This window comes from Aeribacillus sp. SP014 (assembly GCF_054055575.1).
Genome location: NZ_JBSRXI010000001.1, coordinates 2,134,374 through 2,156,028 on the forward strand (window position 1 = coordinate 2,134,374; position 21,655 = coordinate 2,156,028).

The 21,655-nt window shown below is 38.6% G+C and carries 23 protein-coding genes and 1 pseudogene; 7 read left to right on the plus strand and 17 right to left on the minus strand.

All coding sequences use genetic code 11. The annotated features are described in order from the left end of the window. Positions 1–6: 6 nt before the first annotated feature. Positions 7–750: a YwiC-like family protein gene (locus ACVIJU_RS10400; RefSeq protein WP_066248572.1), complete on the minus strand. Its 744-nt coding sequence runs from the start codon at positions 748–750 to the stop codon at positions 7–9. A gap of 199 nt (positions 751–949) precedes the next feature. Between ACVIJU_RS10400 and ric the strand changes: the two genes are divergently transcribed. Beyond that, positions 950–1,645 (plus strand): iron-sulfur cluster repair di-iron protein, encoded by a 696-nt coding sequence (ric, locus tag ACVIJU_RS10405; protein WP_456687550.1) that lies wholly within the window; start codon positions 950–952, stop codon positions 1,643–1,645. Between the two features lie 799 nt (positions 1,646–2,444). On the opposite strand, the gene parC is transcribed toward ric, so the two are convergent. From parC to ACVIJU_RS10420, 3 genes are all read right to left on the minus strand, one after another. Beyond that, entirely contained in the window at positions 2,445–4,874 is a 2,430-nt protein-coding gene (gene parC, locus ACVIJU_RS10410; RefSeq protein WP_456687551.1) for a DNA topoisomerase IV subunit A, read from the minus strand. 23 nt (positions 4,875–4,897) lie between these two features. Further along, entirely contained in the window at positions 4,898–6,820 is a 1,923-nt protein-coding gene (gene parE, locus ACVIJU_RS10415) for a DNA topoisomerase IV subunit B (protein WP_456687937.1), read from the minus strand. 194 nt (positions 6,821–7,014) lie between these two features. After that, entirely contained in the window at positions 7,015–7,422 is a 408-nt protein-coding gene (locus tag ACVIJU_RS10420; RefSeq protein ID WP_063387680.1) for a CoA-binding protein, read from the minus strand. 155 nt (positions 7,423–7,577) lie between these two features. Here ACVIJU_RS10420 and plsY point away from each other — a divergent pair. Beyond that, positions 7,578–8,175 (plus strand): annotated as a pseudogene (plsY, locus tag ACVIJU_RS10425) (glycerol-3-phosphate 1-O-acyltransferase PlsY). Positions 8,176–8,194: 19 nt separating this feature from the next. On the opposite strand, the gene ACVIJU_RS10430 reads toward plsY, so the two are convergent. The 3 genes from ACVIJU_RS10430 to ACVIJU_RS10440 form a co-directional block, all read right to left on the minus strand. Then, entirely contained in the window at positions 8,195–8,938 is a 744-nt protein-coding gene (locus ACVIJU_RS10430) for an exonuclease domain-containing protein (protein WP_456687552.1), read from the minus strand. Then, the gene (locus tag ACVIJU_RS10435) at positions 8,935–9,912 is read right to left on the minus strand and encodes a DUF294 nucleotidyltransferase-like domain-containing protein (protein ID WP_456687553.1); all 978 of its coding nucleotides are present in this window, start codon (positions 9,910–9,912) and stop codon (positions 8,935–8,937) included. The genes ACVIJU_RS10430 and ACVIJU_RS10435 overlap by 4 nt, the downstream gene beginning before the upstream one ends. 66 nt (positions 9,913–9,978) lie before the next feature. After that, complete coding sequence (locus ACVIJU_RS10440; RefSeq protein WP_066248561.1) at positions 9,979–11,244, minus strand: ammonium transporter; 1,266 nt, start codon at positions 11,242–11,244, stop codon at positions 9,979–9,981. Positions 11,245–11,468: 224 nt separating this feature from the next. Here ACVIJU_RS10440 and ACVIJU_RS10445 point away from each other — a divergent pair, with 224 nt between their 5' ends. Together ACVIJU_RS10445 and ACVIJU_RS10450 are read left to right on the plus strand one after the other, a co-directional pair. Beyond that, positions 11,469–12,623: a CapA family protein gene (locus ACVIJU_RS10445; RefSeq protein ID WP_456687554.1), complete on the plus strand. Its 1,155-nt coding sequence runs from the start codon at positions 11,469–11,471 to the stop codon at positions 12,621–12,623. 72 nt (positions 12,624–12,695) lie between these two features. Continuing rightward, on the plus strand, positions 12,696–12,986 hold the full coding sequence (locus tag ACVIJU_RS10450) for a HesB/YadR/YfhF family protein (protein WP_063387686.1): 291 nt from the start codon (positions 12,696–12,698) through the stop codon (positions 12,984–12,986). 186 nt (positions 12,987–13,172) lie between these two features. Here the strand turns inward: ACVIJU_RS10450 and ACVIJU_RS10455 are convergent, their stop codons facing one another. The 8 genes from ACVIJU_RS10455 to ACVIJU_RS10490 form a co-directional block, all read right to left on the minus strand. Next, positions 13,173–13,481, minus strand: a complete 309-nt coding sequence (locus ACVIJU_RS10455) for a hypothetical protein (RefSeq protein ID WP_063387687.1) — start codon at positions 13,479–13,481, stop codon at positions 13,173–13,175. Positions 13,482–13,484: 3 nt separating this feature from the next. Continuing rightward, positions 13,485–13,910: an acyl-CoA thioesterase gene (locus ACVIJU_RS10460; RefSeq protein ID WP_063387688.1), complete on the minus strand. Its 426-nt coding sequence runs from the start codon at positions 13,908–13,910 to the stop codon at positions 13,485–13,487. 272 nt (positions 13,911–14,182) lie between these two features. After that, positions 14,183–14,404: a small acid-soluble spore protein Tlp gene (gene tlp, locus ACVIJU_RS10465; RefSeq protein WP_063387689.1), complete on the minus strand. Its 222-nt coding sequence runs from the start codon at positions 14,402–14,404 to the stop codon at positions 14,183–14,185. Positions 14,405–14,566: 162 nt separating this feature from the next. Beyond that, complete coding sequence (locus ACVIJU_RS10470) at positions 14,567–14,710, minus strand: acid-soluble spore protein N (RefSeq protein ID WP_063387690.1); 144 nt, start codon at positions 14,708–14,710, stop codon at positions 14,567–14,569. Positions 14,711–14,783: 73 nt separating this feature from the next. Next, entirely contained in the window at positions 14,784–14,924 is a 141-nt protein-coding gene (locus ACVIJU_RS10475) for an FbpB family small basic protein (protein WP_082829475.1), read from the minus strand. Between the two features lie 204 nt (positions 14,925–15,128). Continuing rightward, positions 15,129–15,638, minus strand: coding sequence for a redoxin domain-containing protein (locus ACVIJU_RS10480; RefSeq protein WP_339211576.1), 510 nt, complete (start codon positions 15,636–15,638; stop codon positions 15,129–15,131). Between the two features lie 158 nt (positions 15,639–15,796). Next, a complete protein-coding gene (gene acnA, locus ACVIJU_RS10485) occupies positions 15,797–18,523 on the minus strand; it encodes an aconitate hydratase AcnA (protein ID WP_063387692.1) in 2,727 nt (908 codons plus the stop codon). A 244-nt stretch (positions 18,524–18,767) separates the two neighbouring features. Next, on the minus strand, positions 18,768–19,031 hold the full coding sequence (locus ACVIJU_RS10490; RefSeq protein WP_063387693.1) for a hypothetical protein: 264 nt from the start codon (positions 19,029–19,031) through the stop codon (positions 18,768–18,770). Between the two features lie 154 nt (positions 19,032–19,185). On the opposite strand from ACVIJU_RS10490, the gene ACVIJU_RS10495 reads away from it, so the two are divergent. The 3 genes from ACVIJU_RS10495 (at position 19,186) to ACVIJU_RS10505 (ending at position 20,659) form a co-directional block, all read left to right on the plus strand. Beyond that, positions 19,186–19,326, plus strand: coding sequence for a small acid-soluble spore protein P (locus tag ACVIJU_RS10495; RefSeq protein WP_063387694.1), 141 nt, complete (start codon positions 19,186–19,188; stop codon positions 19,324–19,326). 523 nt (positions 19,327–19,849) lie between these two features. Continuing rightward, on the plus strand, positions 19,850–20,167 hold the full coding sequence (locus ACVIJU_RS10500; RefSeq protein ID WP_063387695.1) for a hypothetical protein: 318 nt from the start codon (positions 19,850–19,852) through the stop codon (positions 20,165–20,167). Between the two features lie 66 nt (positions 20,168–20,233). Continuing rightward, positions 20,234–20,659 carry a DUF2621 domain-containing protein gene (locus ACVIJU_RS10505; protein ID WP_063387696.1) on the plus strand — a complete coding sequence of 142 codons (426 nt, stop codon included), beginning with the start codon at positions 20,234–20,236 and terminating at the stop codon, positions 20,657–20,659. 97 nt (positions 20,660–20,756) lie between these two features. Here the strand turns inward: ACVIJU_RS10505 and ACVIJU_RS10510 are convergent, their stop codons facing one another. Both ACVIJU_RS10510 and ACVIJU_RS10515 read right to left on the minus strand, forming a co-directional pair. Beyond that, positions 20,757–21,221 (minus strand): CcdC family protein, encoded by a 465-nt coding sequence (locus ACVIJU_RS10510; protein WP_456687555.1) that lies wholly within the window; start codon positions 21,219–21,221, stop codon positions 20,757–20,759. Between the two features lie 70 nt (positions 21,222–21,291). Beyond that, positions 21,292–21,648 (minus strand): response regulator, encoded by a 357-nt coding sequence (locus ACVIJU_RS10515; RefSeq protein ID WP_063387698.1) that lies wholly within the window; start codon positions 21,646–21,648, stop codon positions 21,292–21,294. Positions 21,649–21,655: the final 7 nt, after the last annotated feature.

Here is a 21,655-nt window from a genome sequence, read left to right on the forward strand (position 1 = left end):
ATGCGCTTACGGCAGCATGAACAGATTGATGATCATAAACATTGCAAAACAAAAATATACGGCATTGCCCACTTCAATTAAACCGATTTTTAAAATCGGCATTTTTTTTCCGTAAAAATAAACAGCTCGAATAACACTCGGAATATAAGCTATTATAAAAACGGCATACTCGGTAGCGACCAAGCCGATCATTAAGAAAACATGAAAACCCCATGACAACCATTTATAGTTCGGATTGTTTTTTTCCCGAATCATTGTTTTGACATAAAAAGTGCTGCCCACAAAAAATAAAAAACAAAGCATTATGGTGATGAAGGCTTCTTTTGTTATTTCTCCGCTTACAATAAAAGAACTGGCAAGACCTCCAATGCAAAAAACAGCGATTGCTGCTAGATCATTGAAAAAAGCACGATCTTTTTTCTTTTTCCCATAATAAATATTTATTAAAAAAAACGGTGTCATCGCCATTCCGAAATATATTATTTCCCATCTATACATTAATGGAAAGAGCAGTATAACGGCAGCAGCGGCAAAATAAAGAGCAAACCACTTTATATAAAATGGCTTGCGCTTATTTTTCATAGCCATCAGTAACGGATATGTTGCTAAATATAAACATAACCAGCCGATAAATAATGGAATATGAATCCAAGAGAACCCTCCTATATAAGCCCCCAATAGAAATGGTATAACAAGCATTGCCCAGGCTCCATGCTGTTTTGGAATCACTAATTTCTTGACGGTTGCCATCATGTATCCACCTTTCATCAACAATTTCTTCTAAATTCCATTATAGTGAAAAAAACTAGCTACGTTGTGATTTGTTGCATACCTCTCCGTTTTGTCACAAAATAGCCACAACACTAAACGGGAAAGTGACACCTGTCACTATTGAAAAGAACGAGTTGCGGTATTATCTTTTTAACAATGAAATTGGGAGGGCAAAATAATGAAAACAATATTTACGGAAAATACGACAGTTGGAGAAATTGTCGCAATGCTTCCGAAAGCGAGCGATGTTTTTAAAAAAAATAAAATTGATTTTTGTTGCGGCGGTGATCGCTCTTTAAAAGAAGCAGCCGATAAACGGGGAGTGGCGATTGAGGAATTAATGAGTCAATTGCAGGATCTGTATGCTGCAACTGATGAAAAAACAGAGAAAAATTGGTTGACAGCAACATACTCAGAACTTATTGACCATATCATAAATAAACATCATCGTTATTTGTTGGAAGAACTGCCAAACCTTAGTCCCTATGTGACAAAAGTTATGCGAGTCCACGGCGGAAATCATCCACATCTAATAAAGGTTCATAAATTGTTTAATGAATTAAAAACGGAACTAGAACAACATTTATGGAAAGAAGAGTCTGAAGTATTTCCGCTTATTAGCCAGTTCGAGAAGCAGCCGACAAGCGAAAACGAACAAAAAATGAAAAAAATGATTGCCGATCTTACGAATGAACATGATAAAACAGGGGATATCATAAAAGAAATTAGACGGATCACAAATGACTATACCCTTCCGGACGGGGCTTGCCGAACATATCAACTCGTTTACAATCGTTTAGAAGCTTTGGAATCAGACTTATTTGAACACATTCATTTGGAAAATAACGTATTATTTCCACGCATTCTTCAATAATTTCGGGAGAAAGAGGCGGCGATCCCCCGCCTCATTCTTCACCATCTACGTTCCATCTTCGTTGCTTCTAAGATCCATTTCAACATCACGGAAACGGACTGTTCAGACCTTGATCTAACCATTAAAACTTAAAACGTTTTATCAAGGACGAAGCTAAAGGCTATTGACAAGCAAAGTTTCATGGCATGCCGTCGTAATAGAGTTTTTTTCAGAGAATAGAAAGCTAAAAACGAAAAGCGCCTCGGTGTGTGACGTCATTTTCGCTGATGTTGCTGAATAAGCGGCTTTCGATATGGTTTCTTTCTTTTTTGGAAGCGCTCTTTTTCTTGTTTTGATATTCTGCTTGTTTGGCACAAAAGAAGAATAACTTAAACATCTTTCTTCTGATATAATAAGTATAATAAGCTATATCCAACTTTTTTCAACTACACCACTACGATCACAAAGGAAGTGAAGGGAAATTGGAGGAATTTGTAGGATTCTGTATAAGGTGCAGCAAACCTATTCATTGTCTAAACGGTTTTTTGAATGGGGCTATTGACGAAAAAAATGGGTCGTTGTTTTGTTTTTCATGCTTAGAAGAGAATGAAAATTCGGATTTTTCTCATCCATCCCATTGAAAGCGCAAATAAATGGCATTTAGATTATGCATTTCAAACAACGTTTAGAAATGTGTCCGAATAATATGTCTGATCGAGACCAAGCGGTTTTCTTTCAGAACCCGCTCCTAAACCGCCAATGAAGCAAATAGAGTGAAAAACCCCTATCCTCACTAAATCCGGATAGGGGTGATCATTTTTTATGCTTCCGTTTCCAGCCAGCTATCAGTGACTTCTCCTGCGTCCTCTTTATCTATGTAAAAGGAACCGTTGCTGTATCGATCAGTCACCTTCACATTGGAAAGAGGCACTATTTCCCTGATGCCTTTCTCCGTTTCCAATACCAAATTCTCATTACCGTTGACGAGTAAGATGGCCGCTGTCCGATGCGGGTTTGTTTTCAGCTCTCTGTACAGCATTGATCCTCTTCTGGCTCGTTGTGTTCGTTCGATTTCCCCGATATTGATCATTTTCACAGCGCCTCTGTGCGTGACAATGGCGAGCTTTTGATCGTTAACATGTTTCTGAGCAAACACAAGTCCAGAAACGACTGCATCGCCTTCCTTTAATTGGATGCCTTTGACTCCTGCTGCACGGGAGCCGACAATATTCACTTCTTCTTCGTGAAATAAAAGACCGTATCCAAAACGGGTGGATAACAAAATCAATCCTGTTCCATCAGTTATATGAACCGCAACCACTTCATCGTCGTCTTTTAAATTGATCGCAACAAGCGGCTTGGAGTATCGCTGAGCTTTATATTGGCGAATTTCCGTTTTCTTCACCATGCCTTTTTTCGTAACAAACAAGAAAAATTTCTCGTCGTCAAAACTTTTTAAAGGAATGCCTTGTACAATCCGTTCATCTTGATCAATCGGAATGGTCCTTGAAATATGCTGTCCAATATCCTTCCAGCGAATATCCGGAAGCTCGTGAACAGGACAATATAAATAATTTCCTTTGTTTGTGAATAAGAGAAGAACATCTGTTGTGTTCATTTCATACTGGCATAACAGTCGATCCGAATCCTTCATGCCGAAATCTTTTCCGTTTGATGCTGTATACGACCGCAAGCTCGTACGTTTCACATAGCCGTCTTTTGTCACAGTAACAATTGTATCCTCGCTTGCGATGAGGGATTCCATATTGATAGTAATGGATTCAATTTCCGCCTCAATCTTCGTCCGCCGCTCATCGGCAAATGTTTTTTTCAATTGTTTTAATTCGGATTGAATGACTTTGGAAAGCTTTTTTTCATCCTCCAAAATGCTTGTTAACCCCTTGATTTTTTTCTCAAGCTCTTCTTCTTCCGCTTTCAACGCTGTAATATCAGTGTTTGTCAGACGGTACAGCTGCAACGAGACAATCGCCTCTGCCTGCGGTTCAGTAAATGCAAATTCACTAATTAAATTATCTTTCGCATCCCGTTTATCTTTTGAAGCACGAATAACAGCGATCACTTCATCCAAGATGGATAGAGCTTTGATTAATCCCTTTACGACATGCTCCCTTTCTTGAGCTTTTTGGAGCTCAAAAGTCGATCGGTTAATCACGACTTCCTTTCGGTGTTCGATATAAGCATCCAACAATTCAGGCAGGCTTAATAATTTCGGATGCCGATGGTGAATTGCAACCATATTAAAGTTATATGGAACTTGCAAATCTGTGTTTTTATATAAGTAATTTAAAACTCCTTCAGCATCGGCATCTTTTTTCAGTTCGATGACGATGCGAAGACCTGTCCGGTCCGTTTCATCGCGCACCTCGGCGATTCCGTCCACTTTTCTTTCGTACTTAAGGTCATCTATTTTTTTTACTAAATTTGCTTTATTGACCTCATACGGAATTTCTGTAATGACAATTTGCTCTTTTCCGCCTCGGATTTTTTCAATTTCCGCTTTGCCGCGAACAACAATTTTTCCTTTTCCTGTTTTATATGCTTTTTTAATCTCGTCGATTCCTTGAATGATTCCTCCAGTCGGGAAATCAGGGCCTTTTAACACTTCCATTAATTCCTCAACTGTGCAATCCGGATGATTCATTCGCATAATCACAGCATCAATGACTTCGCCAAGATTGTGCGGAGGAATATCAGTTGCATAGCCGGCCGAAATCCCTGTTGAACCATTGACAAGCAAGTTTGGGAACATCGCGGGGAGAACGACGGGTTCTTTCGTTGTATCATCAAAATTCGGTACAAACTCTACTGTATTTTTCTCAATATCTTTTAAAAGCTCGGAAGCAAGTTTGGACAGCCGTGCTTCCGTATAACGCATGGCGGCAGGAGGATCGCCGTCAAGGCTTCCGTTGTTTCCGTGCATTTCCACTAAAACATTGCGAACCTTCCACTCCTGGCTCATCCGAACCATCGCTTCATATACAGAAGAATCTCCATGCGGATGGAAGTTCCCGATAACATTCCCGACTGTTTTGGCCGCTTTTCGAAATCCTTTATCATGCGTATTTCCGTCCATCAGCATCGCGTATAAAATTCTCCGCTGCACCGGCTTCAGCCCGTCGCGAACATCCGGAAGCGCGCGGTCTTGAATAATGTATTTGCTGTACCGTCCAAAACGGTCGCCCAGCACATCTTCAAGGGGTAAATCGACATAACGTTGTTGAGCTTCCATGCTGCTCCTCCTCTAGCACAGTTTTAAATTTCGAACATGTTGTCATTTTCGTCAATACCAAAAGACACATTTTTTTCGATCCATTGTCGACGCGGTTCAACCTTGTCACCCATTAAGGTTGTCACTCTTCTTTCCGCTCTTGCTGCATCATCAATCCGGACGCGGATGAGAGTGCGTGTTTCAGGATTCATCGTCGTCTCCCATAGCTGCGGCGCATTCATTTCTCCAAGCCCTTTGTATCGTTGAATTGTGTAGCCTTTGCCGACCTTCTTAATGGCAGCGGACAGCTCCTTCTCATTCCATGCGTATTCGATGACTTCGGATTTGCCGCTGCCTTTGCTTACTTTATATAAAGGCGGAAGCGCAATATAGACTTTCCCTGCCTGAATGAGCGGCTTCATATATCGATAGAAGAAAGTCAATAAAAGCACTTGGATGTGGGCGCCATCCGTATCAGCATCCGTCATAATGATCACTTTGTCGTAGTTGCAATCTTCAATGTTAAAATCAGCACCGACGCCAGCTCCGATTGCATGAATAATTGTATTGATTTCTTCGTTTTTAAAAATATCCTGCAGCTTCGCCTTCTCCGTATTGATCACTTTTCCGCGCAGAGGCAGAACAGCCTGAAATCTTCTATCCCGACCTTGTTTCGCTGATCCTCCCGCAGAATCCCCCTCCACAAGAAACAATTCATTTTTCTTTGGATTCCGTGATTGAGCAGGCGTAAGCTTTCCGCTTAAAGACATTTCAGATTTTTTCCGTTTTTTTCCTGATCTTGCTTCTTCGCGCGCTTTTCTTGCCGCCTCTCTTGCTTCTTGCGCTTTTATCGCCTTTTTAATCAGGAGGGTGCTGATCTCCGCATTCTCTTCTAAAAAATAAGATAATTTTTCCGAAATGACTGTGTCAACAGCAGATCTCGCCTCTGTTGTACCGAGTTTTCCTTTCGTTTGCCCTTCAAACTGCAAAAGTCCTTCAGGAATTCGGACGGAGATAATTGCCGATAGCCCTTCACGAATATCTGTTCCTTCTAAGTTTTTGTCTTTCTCTTTTAATAAACCGGTCTTTCGTGCATATTCATTAAACACTCTTGTCATGGCAGTTTTGGCGCCTGCTTCATGTGTGCCGCCGTCTTTTGTTCTCACATGGTTGACAAACGACAAAATGTTTTCGCTGTAGCCGTCATTAAATTGGAAAGAAAATTCGACTTCAATTCCTTGCTGCTCACCTTCGAAAAAGACAACAGGATGAAGAGTTTCTTTTCCTTCATTTAAATATGCGACAAATGATTCGATCCCATTTTCATAACAATAAGATTCTTGAACATTGTTCCGTTCATCAATCAAATCAATTGTTAATCCTTTTAGGAGGAATGCAGACTCCCGCAATCGTTCACTCAATATGTCAAATTGAAAAGTCGTAGTGCTGAAGATGAGAGGATCTGGTTTAAAATGAACTGTCGTACCGGTTTCTTTTGTTTCTCCTAACTTTTCTAATGTCGTAACGGGTTTCCCGCCCTTTTCGAACCTTTGCTTGTAAATAAATCCGTCCCGTTTAATCGTCACTTCAAGCCACTCAGATAAAGCATTGACGACTGAAGCGCCTACTCCGTGCAAGCCGCCGCTTGTTTTGTAACCGCCTTGCCCGAATTTTCCTCCTGCATGAAGCACGGTTAAAATTACTTCCGGAGTCGGCTTACCAAGCTTATGCATGCCAGTCGGCATTCCTCTTCCTTTATCAGCAACTGAAATGCTTTCATCTTTATGTATTTTGACAATGATATGGTCTCCGAAGCCTGCTAATGCTTCATCTACAGAATTGTCAACAATTTCATATACAAGATGATGCAATCCTCTAGCATCCGTGCTGCCGATATACATCCCCGGCCGTTTCCTTACTGCTTCCAATCCTTCCAATACTTGAATCGCATCGTCATTGTATTCCATTATCTTTGCTTTTCCCACAAACAAATAACTCCTTTCAAAAAACAAGAACAGATGTTTGTAAACTGTATTTTACATGGTTTCCCTGCGTTTGGCAATCTTACACGGCAACGTATATTATTGTATTACTCAAATGTCGTATGTTTCAAACCTTTCTTCAAAAAAAGAACCCATCAAGATGATGGGGGAAAAATTTGTTATTTTGTTAACGCATGCGCCACTTTTATACACATATCCATGATAACGGGATAACCTTTTTCTTTTAATAATTGATAAGCTTCCTCGTTAACGCAGCCTAATTGAGCCCAAAAAACATCGGCATCAATTTCTAAAAATTCTTTCGCAACATCTAATAAATGCTCGGAACGTCTAAAAACGTTTACAATATCCACATGGCCTTCAATTTCTTTTAAGGATGAGACCGCTTTGACACCCAAGGCTTCATCGATCATCGGATTGACAGGAATAATCTCATACCCCGCATTTTGCATCGCTTGTGAAACTTGGTAAGATTCTCTTTCAGGATTGTTGGACAAGCCGACAACAGCGATTCGTTTGCTTTTTTTTAAAATATCACGGATTTCGTCTAGACTTGGATTTTGCATGAAAATTTGTTCACTCCTTCCAATGTTTCTTTTATTATAACTGTAAAAGCGTCGAACACCAAAGTTTTAAAACGGCTTTTATCAACAAAATATAGTCCTGATCGAATCAATTGTGTACAATAATAATAGAATCATGAATATAAAGGAGTTTCATTATGTCTTTTCTATTAATCTTAGTCCTTATCTTAGCTTATTTAATTGGTTCCATCCCCTTTGGACTTATCGTTGGCAAAATTGGATACGGCATTGATATTCGCGAACATGGAAGCGGAAATTTAGGTGCAACCAACACTTTTCGAGTGCTTGGAAAAAAAGCCGGGCTGTTTGTTACGGTTGCAGACATTTTAAAAGGAACTCTCGCAGCAAGCCTCCCCGTATTGCTTAGTGGTGACCTTCACCAAGCATGGACGCTCATTGCAGGAATGGTGGCTGCTGTAGGACATATGTATCCAATTTTCGCAGGCTTTCGGGGCGGAAAAGCCGTGGCGACAAGCGGAGGGGTGCTGCTTTTTTATAGCCCATTACTCTTTTTATCTATGCTTGCTGTATTTTTTCTTGTTTTATATGTATCAAAATATGTTTCTTTATCCTCTATGGTTACAGCACTGTATACGTTAGTTTATACTATTTTTACCGGTGATGCGGCTTTAATGATCATTGTCGCGATCCTCGCAACCTTTGTTTTCTATCGGCACAGAGCCAATATTAAAAGGATCATAAATAAAAACAGAGCCAAAAGTGAAATGGCTGTAAAATAGAAAGGAGCGGGAACTCATCTTCTCGCTCCTTGTTTTAATTGTGATAGTTTGATAAACACATCCATCAACGTTTTATAGCCTGATTCAACAAACATTTTTACATATTCACACCAGATCGCGGCTGTCATTTTTGCATCTTCTAAGGCGTGATGACGCTTTTGGACCGGGATGGAAAAAAACCGGCAGCATTCATCTAAACTTACGGCAATTTGTTCTCGCTGAACGAGCTGGAACAGCATGGCTGTATCCACAATCCGATGTTTAAATGGAATGCGGAAATGCTCCTTATTAGCTTTTGTAAGAAAATTTTTTTCATGATTGGCATGATGGGCGACAAGCGTCCGATTTTCTGCAAATTGATAAAAACGAATCAATACTTCCGATATAGGGGGAGCAGCTCTTACGTCTTCTTCAACAATTCCTGTCAATTTCTTTACGTCAACGGGAATTTCCCCTTCATACTGAACAAAAGAGTAAAATGTATGCTTTTCTTCAATCTGCATGCCGTGAACTTTAACTGCTCCAATCGAAAGAATTTGATCCCCTTTTTCCGGAAAAAAACCTGTTGTTTCCAAATCAAGCACAACAACGTCCAGCTCCTGAAGAGGAGTTGACAAGCTTTCCTCCCGCTTTAAGTCTTGTTCCATTTTCCGCAAAAACGCTGCATGCTGAAGATTCGTTTCAAGACCTGTAAATGCTGAAGATTGCATTTTCCCCTGAAATTGCTTCATCAAGTGAAAAAAAGATGGAAGTTTCATGGATTAACGCCCTTTTCAATGATGGATTTCGTTTCATTCATCAATTTTTTTCCGCCTAAAATGATTTTTTTTAGCCTTCCTTTTTCTTCTTTTGATAAATCCTTTAAAGAGAGGTAATGAACTTCATCATATGTGTTCGCTTTTAATGAATTTTTAAAATGAATCGTTACTAATTCTTGAAAATATGTGTGATATGGAGATAATACATGACGAAAATACTCCTGCTTCATCAGAAGCTGAAACCTCGACAGCGTAGACGTATCCAACAATCGTTCTTTGATCGCCAATAAGCGGACAGAATTAATGTAAGGCAATAACCCGGCCTGTTTTAAATCAATAGCGCCTGAATGAGGACCGTATGTTTCAGGAAGCAGCTGATGAAAAATACCCACCCCTTTTTTGACATGCATTGTGTTGTTTAACAATCGTCCGAGAAAATCAGGATTATATTGAATATATTGGAAAATCTGGTTTTTCAGTCGATGAATCGATTCGGATTGTCCGATGATCGTACGCGCATCAAAAAAGATTAATAAATAGCGGATAGAATCAAATGTTTCATCCTGCAGCCATTTATTGATCTGCTTGCTCCAGCTTTGTTCCGATCGGCACCATAAAGAAGTTGAACACATGACATTTCCTTCGCAGTAAGGATAACCGATGACGTTCAAGCCGAATGAAACTTCTTTTCCAAGCAGCAAAAAGTAGTCGAGAGCTTCTTTCTCATTGGAATGAAAAATGAGTCCGTGGTCTTGATCGCTTATTTTCGCCTGCTCGCCTCTTCCGCCGCTTCCGACTAAAAACCAAGTAAATTCACAAGGCGCAGGGCCGTATTTCTTTTTTACAATCTCGAAAGAAAGATGGAAGGATTGTTTCATAACCTGATCGTGTATACTGTTTAATTCCGTCACTGTTTTCGCTTTTTGCAAATGGCTGTTGCGCCATTCCTTCAATTGTTTGTAAGGATTCCCCATGTGTATAAAAATCCCCTTTTTTATAAATAAGCGTACAGATGATACATCATCCATACGCTCTTGCGGTTAGCTTCCAAGCTTTTGTTCATTAGATTCAAATGCTTCCGGATACCCATAAACTCCGTGCTCGCTTAAGTCCAAACCGATCATTTCTTCTTCTTCTGTCACCCGCAAACCATTGAGCAATTTTTTCATCACAGCTAAGATGACGAATGAAACAACAAAGGCGTATAAACCTGAAGTAAACACTCCCAATGCTTGAATGCCGAGCTGCGTAAAGCCTCCGCCGTAAAACAATCCAGGGTTACCAATAGTTGCTAATTCAGGGGTTGCAAAAAATCCAGTTGATAAAGTGCCCCAAACACCAGCTACTCCGTGAACAGACAAACAATAAATCGGATCATCAATTTTAACTTTATCAAAAAACTTCATACTAAAATATACAAGAATTCCAGCTATTAGTCCGATTACGACAGCAGCCCATGTGTCGACAAATGCACAAGATGCGGTAATGGCGACCAATCCTGCAAGCGCTCCGTTTAACATTGTCGGTATATCAGCTTTTCCGCCAGCGATCCATGAAATGATCAAGGCGCTTACGGCTCCTGCTCCGGCAGCTAAATTCGTGTTCAAAGCAACAAATCCAAAAAATCCATCCTCAACTGTAATCGTGCTTCCTGCATTGAAACCGAACCAGCCAACCCATAAAATAAGTACGCCTAGAGCTGTATAAACTTGGTTATGTCCATAAATATTATTAACAGAACCATCTTTGTTATATTTACCGATCCGAGGCTTCAACAAGATCGTTGCAGCCAAAGCTGCCATTGCACCTGTCAAATGAACAACGGTAGAACCTGCAAAATCTTGTTTTCCATGTTCCGACAGCCATCCTCCGCCCCAAATCCAATGAGCAACAACTGGATAAACAAGTGCGGTAAACAATACAGAAAAAATTAAATAAACTGAAAGTTTTGCCCGTTCCGCAAATCCAGCAAAGGCAATGGCGAGAGAAACTCCGGCAAAGGCTAACTGGAATACAAAAAAGACGGATGTTGAAAGAGATAATCCATCTATTTCATATCCTGAATAAAAAAAGTCAGACATTCCTACAAAAAAGTTGCCGTTCTTCCCAAAAATAAATCCATAGCCGACTGCCCAGAAAACAATGGAGGCAATTCCGAATGTAAAAACAGTTTTTCCGGCAATATGTCCGGCATTTTTCATTCGTGTAGAACCCGCTTCGAGCAATATAAATCCTGCTTGCATAAAGATGACCAAAATAGCTCCCAGCATCACCCATAAACTGTTCATTAACGTTAATGAGTCCATAGCACAACCTCCCATGTAATTATTTCTTCTTAATTGTGTTATAAAAAATAACATAAGAAGTATATCTCTATTTTTACACCCGTTTTATTTTAATGTCAATTCATTTTCCATAATTTTTCGAAAAAGTATGTTAGGAAATCTAACATATAAACAAAATTAGACAATAGTTTATTTTTTCCGACAAAACGTTTATGATAATAAAAACAGTATTTAAGGAGGGTTTTATGAGAAAGGTTTTCTTAATATTCGCAATTATTTGTTTGATGCTTTTTTCAGGATGCGGCAGCAAAGGTCAGGCAAATGAGCAAAACGCGGTAAAAAAAGAAAATGTGGATGATTCGCCACAATCTATACAAGCTGCTCCCAAAAAAGTGGAGCCGACCGAATCGCTCGTCACTGTTTCTGCAATAGGTGATGTTCTCATACATAGCCAGCTTTTTAAAGATGCGAGGACCGGGAGCGAATCATACAATTTTAAGCCAATGTTTGCAACAGTAAAACCTTTGCTCTCAAAAAGCGACTTAACCATCGCCAACCAAGAATCGATCATTGGGGGAACAGAACTTGGAATCTCCAGTTATCCGTTGTTTAACAGCCCGTTCGAAGTGGCAGATGCGCTAAAAGATGCTGGCATTGATCTCGTCTCAACAGCAAACAATCATAGTTTAGATAAAGGAGAAAAAGGTATTTTAAATGCGATTCAGCATTATGAACAAATCGGGCTACCGTATGTTGGGAGCTTTAAAAACGAAGCGGACGCCAATACATGGAGAATTCAACAGGTCAACGGGGTGAAAATCGGCTTTCTTTCGTATACATATGGGACAAACGGTATTCCAGTTCCGAAAAATAAACCCTATTTAGTAAACCTTATAGATGAAGAAAAAATGAAAAGGGATTTAGACACACTAAATGGACAAGTTGATGTAACTATTGTTAACATGCACTGGGGAGAAGAATATCAATCCTTTCCAAGCGACGCTCAAAAACAATGGGCACAGCTGCTAGTCGATCATGGAGCAGACATAATCATCGGTCACCATCCTCATGTATTGCAGCCGATCGAATGGCTGGAAGCAAAAAATGGAAACAAGAGTATCGTTGTGTATTCGTTAGGCAACTTCTTGTCTGGCCAAAAGGGAGATGGAAAAGACATCGGTGGGATTTTTTCGATTGATGTAATTAAGCGGACTGATGCTAACGGTACGACACTGACTTTGAAAAATCCGCGTTTACTCCCTACCTACGTTACCAAAAATAAAAATCATCATTATTATGTTGAATTGCTGGACCGAATCGACAAAAACGCCTATGAAAAAGTGATGAAGCATATGCATCAATGGTTGGAAACGAAAGAAGTGACGAACTCTATCCAGTAGAGTTTATTCATGGAAAGAAAGCTTTTCATGTAATATAATGTAAACAGGAAGCTGATATTAGGAGTGACAAAAATGAAACTAAATATTACCGATGATGCAGCAAAATGGTACAAGGAAGAATTGGAGTTAAACGAGGGAGATGCAGTCCGCTTCTTTGTCCGATATGGCGGATGCGGTCATGTGCAAAGCGGATTTTCCCTTGGAATTGCAAAAGAAGCTCCAAATCAAATCGGAATAAAAGCCGAAAAACTAGGGGTCACATTTTATGTTGAACATGATGATTTATGGTATTTCGACAATCATGACGTGACCATTCAATTGGATGAAAAAATTCATGAACCTGTTGTTCGTCTTATAAATTAGCAAATCGATTGAAAGTATGCTATAGGTCGAAAAACAAGTCTTTGTCAAAGAGCTGTTCTAGTAGACGAAGCATGCTATAGTCAGTAAAGAAACCCAACCGCAAATTTAATTTGCCGATTGGGTTTCTTGTTTCATCTCATCATTTTTTACTCAAATCTGACTTCCACAAAATGCCCGTCAAATCTTTTATTTTTTCAGCAATTTAAATTTTCTTAAATGATCGGTTAGCTGATATTTTTGCAGGATTTCTACTTGTTTTTCCCCCAGCAGGTCAAAATGCGGAAAATCTTTATGATGATGAATCCACTCCATTTTCAAACCGTTTTCATTTCCCCATTCTATTAAATGCTTTATATTGCTGCATCCAACCTTTGTTACAGAATGATAATCCGGAAACCGTTCATCATACCAATAATGCGTTAAAAAGGCGATTTCCCCTTTCCGCACTTTTTTCTTCCACTCAGCAAGCTCCTCTTTCTTGATTCCAAAGGCCAATCTTTATCTCTCCTCTTTCATCGCTTTTACATATGCTTCGTGCCATTCAGGATATAATTTCTTAAATACAACTGGGCGAAACGTTTCTTTTTTTACGCAAACATGGCTGGAAAAACCTTTTGCTGCCAATTCGCCATGAGAATTGAAAATTTCGTATCCATATACTGTTTTAATTCCGTTATATTTCTCAATCCACGTATGTATTATTGCCTTTTCACCGTATGTAATCGGTTTTTTATATTCGATTTGAATATCCACGACAGGGGAAATTATTCCGTCTTTCTCCATCGCTGCATACGAAAAGCCAAGATCTTGGATCAGCTTCGTCCGTCCAACTTCCATCCATATAATATAATTGGCATGGTACACGACACCCATTTGATCGGTTTCCGCATAACGAACTTCTATTTCTTTTGATGAAACAAACATAAGCTTCTCTCCCTTGCAAAAAATGAAATCGATCGAAAAAGCCTGCATCAGCGTCTGTGATACAGGCTTTCTATTTTAGGCCTTTTCAACTTTCTTACTTAAATTTTTTTGCGGAGTCTGTTTTTTATTCAAGCCGGTCCAACAAAGTTTGTCCCATTGTTGGCCGTTCATCAAATGAATTTAGAAGACAAAAATTTTCAATGAACAATTTTATTATAACATTTCCATTTGCAATCGAAAACTAAAATGGAATTATCAACCTAAATTGAAAGCTAGGAGTTTCGTTCACGGGCTTCATCTTTAATTTCTTGTCGCATCGCCTCAATGCTTTCTTCTCTGCGGCGATTTTTTGCCTCAATCTGTTCACGCTCTCTGTCGTTGGCAAACTCTAATGTTTCTTCTGCTCTTTCGATGTTTTCAATCGTATTTTGTACCATTTCCTGCAATTTTTCAACATTGTCGGAACGGTCATCACGATTTGTTCGATTTTGCATCAAATATTCTCCTTTCTGGGAAAAATTGTTTTATCGCCATTTCAAATATAGTTTGTGCATTTGATGTTAAATTATGAAACGAACCTGTTTCCTCAATGAAAAGGAGAAAAATGATGGAACCATAATTATATTATGTAAATTAAAAGGCGGTGGACATATGTCCTACTCGCCTTTTGTCTGAATCACTTGAGGATGCTCATTCGTCTTATTTTGCATTTTTTTCCCTTTGTTTCCACCGAATCCTCTCGGTTTTGTTCCGATATGATTCGGATTAAAATGAGACTGGATATCATTTGAATTTGTCATCAAACAATCGCCTCCTGCTTTTATTGTTTACCAATAAAGCAGAAAACATGCTGTCAAACACGACTGTTTGCTATCAGCTCGATTTTTCCAATTGCCGTTTTTCCAGCCTTTTTTCAAGTCTTTCTTCAATTTCATTCAATGCTTCACGGTCTTTTAGCAAGTTTTGCTTATTTTCCAACACAAGCTGTTTAAACGAAATTTTCGTTTTTTTCATTTTTTATCCCTCACTTCTTTTCTCTGTTACTTTTATTGTACAAAATATTCCGACACTTTCCCGTTGAAAATTTGAATGTTTAATGACAATATAACCAATAATGCAAAATTTCATACGTTTCAAAAAAACTCTTCTTTTGCAAAAAGAAAAAATCGGCAAAGTCAGCCGATTCTTTTTGATTCCCGAAAGGAAATCAGCGTCTTTTTATTTCAGGTTTAGTTTTTCTTTTATCGTTTTTTCATTTAATTCTCCCACTACTTTATCTTGTATGACTCCATTTTCATCAAGAAAAAATGACGTCGGATATGTAAGAATTTTATATCCACTATTCATTTTATTTTTTTGATCAAGTAATATCGGAAACGTAAATCCAGCCTGTTGAACAAAATTTTCAACATCTTTTGCACTTTTCTCACTGGCAGTAAAGTTAACCGCGACAATCGTTACTTCATCTTGATGCTTTTCATATATTTGTTGCATGATCGGCATTTCTTTTTTACATGGTGGACACCAAGTGGCCCAAAAGTTTAAAAGTACTTTTTTTCCATAAAAATCGGAAAGCGATTTCTTTTCTCCATCCAAAGTCGTCACTTCAAAATTCGGAGCTTTGTTTCCTATTTCTAAACCGACTGTTTCCTTCTGGGAATTGATCCATTGCCATACTGCAATCGCTGCTAATACGATTAATAAAAAAACTGCAAGCTTTTGTTTCATAAACCATAACACCTCTGATTCAATACGATAGCATTTCGAAATGATGCCCAATTTCATCATATATTATTTTTGTGAAAAAAACAGTATTTCATATCAATTGTCTAATTTTAGCCAAAAAATAACGGGAACTATGAACAGTTCCCGCTTTTTTTCAATTATTATCCTTTTAATCTTTCTCTTAATACCATTTGTAAAATTCCGCCATGTCGGTAGTAATCAATTTCAACTTCACTGTCAAAGCGAACTAATACTTCAAACTCTTTTTTGTTTCCGTTCTCATCAGTTGCCGTTACTTTGATGTAATCGCGCGGTTTTACCGATTCATCAATGTGAACATCCAATACTTCTTTACCGGTTAAACCAAGTGTTTCCGCATTTTCGCCTTCTTTAAACTGAAGCGGAAGAACACCCATAAGAACAAGATTAGAACGGTGAATACGTTCGAAGCTTTCAGCGATGACCGTTTTGATTCCCAATAAGTTCGTTCCTTTAGCAGCCCAGTCGCGAGAGCTTCCCATTCCGTAATCTTTTCCTGCCAGTACAACAAGTCCTGTTCCGTCCTGTTTATATTTCATGCAAGCGTCATAAATAGACATTACTTCGCCTGTCGGCCAGTACGTTGTATATCCGCCTTCAGTTCCCGGTGCAATTTGGTTGCGAATGCGGATGTTTGCAAACGTACCTCTCATCATTACTTCGTGGTTTCCGCGTCTTGAACCGTAAGAGTTGAAATCTCTTGGCGATACACCTTTAGACAGCAAGTATTGGCCTGCAGGAGTATCTTTGCCAATCGCACCTGCTGGAGAAATGTGGTCTGTTGTGACAGAATCACCGAATTTTCCAACAACGCGAAGCCCTTTCAACGGTTCTACTTTACCAGGCTCAGGAGACAATCCTTCAAAGAATGGCGGATTTTGGATATAAGTAGACTCTTCGTCCCATTGATATAATGGCTCATCTGTTGTTTCAATGGCATTCCAGCGTTCGTTATCATCAAATACACGTTCATATTCTTTACGGAATAATTCTGGTGTAACAGTTTGTTTCACAACTTCATTAATTTCTTCCATTGAAGGCCAAATATCTTTAAAGTAAACATCGCTTCCGTTTTGATCCTTTCCGATTGGATCATTCAGTAAATCAATGTCAACAGTCCCTGCTAATGCATAAGCAACAACTAGCGGCGGTGAAGCTAAATAGTTACCTTTCACGAGCGGATGAATACGGCCTTCAAAGTTCCGGTTTCCGGAAAGAACAGATGTGACGAGCAAATCATTTTCAGCGATCGCTTTTTCAATTTCATCTGCAAGCGGTCCAGAGTTCCCGATACAAGTTGTACATCCGTAACCGACGAGGTTAAACCCTAATTTTTCAAGATAAGGCATTAAGCCAGAATTTTGAAGATAACCGGTTACAACTTTTGAACCAGGTGCCAATGATGTTTTTACATATTTCGGAACAGTCAATCCTTTTTCAACAGCTTTTTTTGCAACGAGACCAGCGCCTACTAAAACATATGGGTTTGACGTATTCGTACAGCTTGTAATCGCCGCAATAACGACTGCACCCGTTTTCATTGTTGTTTTTTCACCATTCGCAAATTCAACCGTTACTTCCTTATTAAGTTCTTCCGGCTGCAAGCCAAATCCTTGGTTTCCTTGCGGAGCTGTAAGAGCTCTATGAAATTCTTCTTTCATTTTTGAAAGAGGAATTAAATCTTGAGGACGCTTCGGACCGGAAAGATTTGCTTCAATTTGAGAAAGATCGATTTCAACTACATCCGTAAAAATAGGATCCTCTGCTTCAGGCGTGAAGAATAAACCGTTTTCTTTACAATATGTTTCCACTACTTTTACATGCTCTTCATCGCGACCAGTTAAACGCAAATATTCAAGCGATTCATTATCAACAGGGAAAAATCCGCATGTTGCTCCGTATTCAGGCGCCATATTCGCAATAGTAGCACGGTCAGCAAGCGGAAGCTTTGCAACACCAGGGCCGAAAAACTCCACAAATTTTCCTACCACGCCTTTTTGACGCAGTACTTGAGTTACTTTAAGGGCTAAATCTGTTGCTGTTGTTCCGTTAGGCAGCTCGCCAACAAGTCTTACTCCGATGACTTCAGGTACAGGGAAATAGGAAGGCTGTCCAAGCATTCCAGCTTCAGCTTCGATTCCGCCGACACCCCAACCTAAAACACCGAGTCCGTTAATCATGGTTGTATGGGAGTCTGTTCCAACTAACGTATCAGGATATGTTTCGTATTCTCCATTTTCACCTTCAACCGCATGGACAACGCTTGCTAAATATTCCAAGTTTACTTGGTGGACAATACCTGTTGCTGGCGGAACAGCACGGTAGTTGTCAAATGCTTTTTGAGCCCAATTTAAAAATTTATATCTTTCAGCATTTCGTTCGAATTCAAGATTCATGTTATATTGCAGCGCATCATCTGTTCCGGCACGATCCACTTGAACAGAATGGTCGATAACAAGATCAACAGGCTTTTCCGGATTGATTTTTTGTGGATCTCCGCCCATGTCAGCCATCGCTTTTCTTAATGAAGCTAAATCAACGACAGCAGGAACGCCGGTGAAGTCTTGCAAAATGACACGAGATGGTTTAAATGGAACATCCAAATTTTTAATTTCATCTGTTCCCCATTTCGCAAGGTTTTCAACATGTTCTTTTGTAATAACTCGTCCATCCACTTGGCGCAGGACTGATTCCAAAAGAACTTTGATTGAATAAGGCAAACGGGAAACTTGACCAATTCCTGCATCTTCTAGCGCTTTTAATGAATAGTAGTTGTACGTTTTTCCGTTAATTGAAAAGCTTTTTCTTGCACGGAAAACGTCATTTTTCTCTAACTGTTGCTGTGACATGTCATTTTATCCCCCTTTAAACGTAATTTCGACAAAAATGCCGAATATCTCCCCACTTTAAACATCACACATTTAAATCTTAATATACTTTTTATGATAAGTAAATATCAATGATGTTATCAATTATTATAAGAAATGCTTATTTCACTAAAAAATTTAAATATTTTCAGTATAATTTTTCTTGCTAATGAAAACGTTCGTATAAGAGAAAAAATAGTGAAAAACGACGGAAGCTCCGCCGCTTTCAAGTCTCATCCAAATTCACTTCCTGCACAATTCGATCTAAATCGCGCTTGTACTGTTCTAAATGCTTTCTCTGCGTTTCCGATGCAACTTCCAATGCATTTTGAATTTGTTCATACGCCTCATTAATTTCCTGGCGAAGATGCTTTAGCTGATGTCCATAATCAGAACTGTTTTTCGTTAGATTGACATGTACTTTATGAACTTCCACCATTCCTTGTTGCACTGCATCAAATGCTTGTTTTTTATTTTTATGGTACGGCAAATATAGCACTCCTTTCGTTTTTTTATCTTCTATAGTGTTTTTTTCAAGAAATCAATTTATTCTAAAATGAATGAATGATTTCAAAATCATTCAAACTAAACGACGAAAGATAACAATGCTATTCTTTACTATTAAATATTAAGGAGCGATGTATATGGCAAAAGATCAAGTACAAAATGATCAAAAACAAAACGTTCAAAATCGGAAGGGACAGCCAGAGCCGTTATCTGGATCGAAAAAAATAAAAAATCGAAATCATAGCCGCCAAAAACATAACTCGGAGCATGATTTATAAAAAAATGGGGATGTTTAATTGAAATGTCCCCAAGTAGACAGCGGAAATAATAAAAATGCTTTAAGCGGCTTGAGCTCTACATTCTAATGGGCTTAAGCCGTTTAATTTTTTTGATAACGTTCGTTATTATAAAACTGAATATTCCTTGATGGTCTGTTGTAACGCTTCAAACGTTTCATATCCCTCTTTCACATTATAAGGTTCGCCAAAAGATTCCATTGGGCCGTTATCAATGCAACGTCCAACTCTTGTCATACTATGGCTTTTTAAGCATATCATAAGTCTTTCTTCGGCTTATAGACGTCCCCTTTCATCTTATAGAAATGTTGAAATGATGTTTATGTTTTCAATGAGAATTTGACTTTCTGGACAGCCGCAGTTTTGAATTTATACACGTCTTTTCTACATATTATGTCTTGCGGAAATCCTTCGTTTATGGTTTTTCTTTAAGGACAAATTTTTAATTTATATCTATTTTTCATTTAGAACAATGTTTTTGTTAATAATAAAAAGTTGATGACAAATGATTGAAATGAAAGTGGAATCTATCATAAAATATAGTAAGGTGAAAATGGAAGCTTTTTTTCAGCAAATGACAGATATTGATAATATAAAATTTTTAAGTCTGGAGGCTGTCATGAACGGGCGTTTATATGAAATGTTAATTTATCCTTCCAAATCAGGCGATATTAAAATCAGTATTTACCGTGATGCAGTTGAATACCAAGTTTTCGCGGAAATTAATGACTGCTTTTCTGTCGGCCGTCATAAAAAGAAATTAGAAGCTGTGAGACGTGCTGTAAAAGAATTGATAGATGCATATGAGTCGATTAATCCTTAACGGTTTTCATCAACTTCGCCGAAGTGCACGAATTAATGGAAATGTTAAGGCGATGGGGGTGATTTCATGCTTGAAGGCTGGTTTTTATGGTTTATTCTCATATGGGTTGTGTTTCTTATAACTATGTTATCGATTGGCGGCTTCTTCATGTTTCGCAAATTTTTGAAACGGCTGCCGAAAGAAGACGGAAAATCTGAACTTGATTGGGAAGAGTATTATATTCAACAGACTCGGCATTTATGGTCAGAGGAACAAAAGGCATTGTTAGAAGAATTGGTTGCACCGGTTCCAGAGCTTTTCCGCGATGTTGCCAGACAAAAAATCGCAGCAAAAATCGGTCAACTGGCATTAGAAGAAAAAGCTCCATCTATTACGCAAGATTTGGTCATTCGAGGCTATATTATCGCAACTCCAAAACGGGACCATAAATTTTTAATTAAAAGACTAAAAGAAAAAAATATCGACTATTCCAAATATGAAGCACTCTTTTAAACAAAAACATAAGCCTTTCGGGGATTTGTCCCGAAAGGCTTATTTATATGGAATAAACGGTAACCTGCTTTAAACAGCCGGCAGCTATATGTATTTTTTACGTTCCGTTCAGTTGATTTTTCAGTTTTTTATACGAAATGAACATCGCAATTCTCCAAGGCACAATCATTCCAAAAGCCAGCAGCCAGAACATACCGCTTAATTCGCCAACATCGATAGACGCGCTTAAATAAGATTTTAGCAGAATTCGTACAACTAACAGACCAATCAAAATGTAAACAAAAGCTTTTGACCTTTTTAAATAGATTTCTTCTCCCCGAACTTCAAAAGTAGAGGTTTTTATTAAAAAAATCGAAAAAATCAGCCCGACTGTCAACGCCTCCAAAATTTCCATCGGCGTTATGCGGAATTGCGGAAATAAATACATAAGGGCTCCAGTGCTCATAAAGATCGGAGGCAAAATAATTTTTTTCGCTGTCGCCGGCTTTTTAGCAGCCTTTGTTCTGATCAAAATTACGACAATGCCCATTAATACAGCCGTAATAGAAGACCAAATGACCATGCAGAACCATCCTTTTATTTTCAGCTTCTTTCTTTAATAATATTATAGAAAAAATAGCAAAATGAAAAGGCTAATTCATAACTCTTTTGATGGCTTCCATCACACGATCTTCATCAAAAGGCTTTGTAATAAAATCGAGTGCTCCTGCTTCTATCGCTTCGATAACCATTTTTTGCTGTCCCATTGCCGAACATATAATGATTTTCGCATCCGGAAATTCCTGTTTAATTTTTGTAATAGCCTCAATGCCGTTCATTTTCGGCATTGTGATATCTGTGATTAATACATCTGGTTGTAATTGTTTGTATAATTGTACCGCTTCGATGCCGTTTTCCCCTTCTGCAACAACCTCAATACTATGCTTTTTCAAAATGTCCTTTAATGTTTCCCTTAAAAATTTCGCATCGTCAACGATCAATGCTTTCAAATTAATT

Bases quoted from the DNA above. Each gene is read 5' to 3' on its own strand.
- ACVIJU_RS10450 (WP_063387686.1), top strand. From the start codon at position 12,696: ATGAAACTAAATATTACCGATGATGCAGCAAAATGGTACAAGGAAGAA.
- ACVIJU_RS10440 (WP_066248561.1), bottom strand. From the start codon at position 11,244: ATGGACTCATTAACGTTAATGAACAGTTTATGGGTGATGCTGGGAGCT.
- tlp (WP_063387689.1), bottom strand. From the start codon at position 14,404: ATGCAAAATCGAACAAATCGTGATGACCGTTCCGACAATGTTGAAAAA.
- ACVIJU_RS10495 (WP_063387694.1), top strand. From the start codon at position 19,186: ATGGCAAAAGATCAAGTACAAAATGATCAAAAACAAAACGTTCAAAAT.
- ACVIJU_RS10470 (WP_063387690.1), bottom strand. From the start codon at position 14,710: ATGACAAATTCAAATGATATCCAGTCTCATTTTAATCCGAATCATATC.
- ric (WP_456687550.1), top strand. From the start codon at position 950: ATGAAAACAATATTTACGGAAAATACGACAGTTGGAGAAATTGTCGCA.
- parE (WP_456687937.1), bottom strand. From the start codon at position 6,820: ATGGAATACAATGACGATGCGATTCAAGTATTGGAAGGATTGGAAGCA.
- ACVIJU_RS10445 (WP_456687554.1), top strand. From the start codon at position 11,469: ATGAGAAAGGTTTTCTTAATATTCGCAATTATTTGTTTGATGCTTTTT.
- ACVIJU_RS10400 (WP_066248572.1), bottom strand. From the start codon at position 750: ATGGCAACCGTCAAGAAATTAGTGATTCCAAAACAGCATGGAGCCTGG.
- ACVIJU_RS10500 (WP_063387695.1), top strand. From the start codon at position 19,850: ATGATTGAAATGAAAGTGGAATCTATCATAAAATATAGTAAGGTGAAA.
- ACVIJU_RS10435 (WP_456687553.1), bottom strand. From the start codon at position 9,912: ATGGGGAATCCTTACAAACAATTGAAGGAATGGCGCAACAGCCATTTG.
- ACVIJU_RS10510 (WP_456687555.1), bottom strand. From the start codon at position 21,221: ATGGTCATTTGGTCTTCTATTACGGCTGTATTAATGGGCATTGTCGTA.
- ACVIJU_RS10475 (WP_082829475.1), bottom strand. From the start codon at position 14,924: ATGAAAAAAACGAAAATTTCGTTTAAACAGCTTGTGTTGGAAAATAAG.
- ACVIJU_RS10505 (WP_063387696.1), top strand. From the start codon at position 20,234: ATGCTTGAAGGCTGGTTTTTATGGTTTATTCTCATATGGGTTGTGTTT.
- ACVIJU_RS10430 (WP_456687552.1), bottom strand. From the start codon at position 8,938: ATGAAACTTCCATCTTTTTTTCACTTGATGAAGCAATTTCAGGGGAAA.
- parC (WP_456687551.1), bottom strand. From the start codon at position 4,874: ATGGAAGCTCAACAACGTTATGTCGATTTACCCCTTGAAGATGTGCTG.
- acnA (WP_063387692.1), bottom strand. From the start codon at position 18,523: ATGTCACAGCAACAGTTAGAGAAAAATGACGTTTTCCGTGCAAGAAAA.
- ACVIJU_RS10420 (WP_063387680.1), bottom strand. From the start codon at position 7,422: ATGCAAAATCCAAGTCTAGACGAAATCCGTGATATTTTAAAAAAAAGC.
- ACVIJU_RS10460 (WP_063387688.1), bottom strand. From the start codon at position 13,910: ATGTTTGTTTCATCAAAAGAAATAGAAGTTCGTTATGCGGAAACCGAT.
- ACVIJU_RS10480 (WP_339211576.1), bottom strand. From the start codon at position 15,638: ATGAAACAAAAGCTTGCAGTTTTTTTATTAATCGTATTAGCAGCGATT.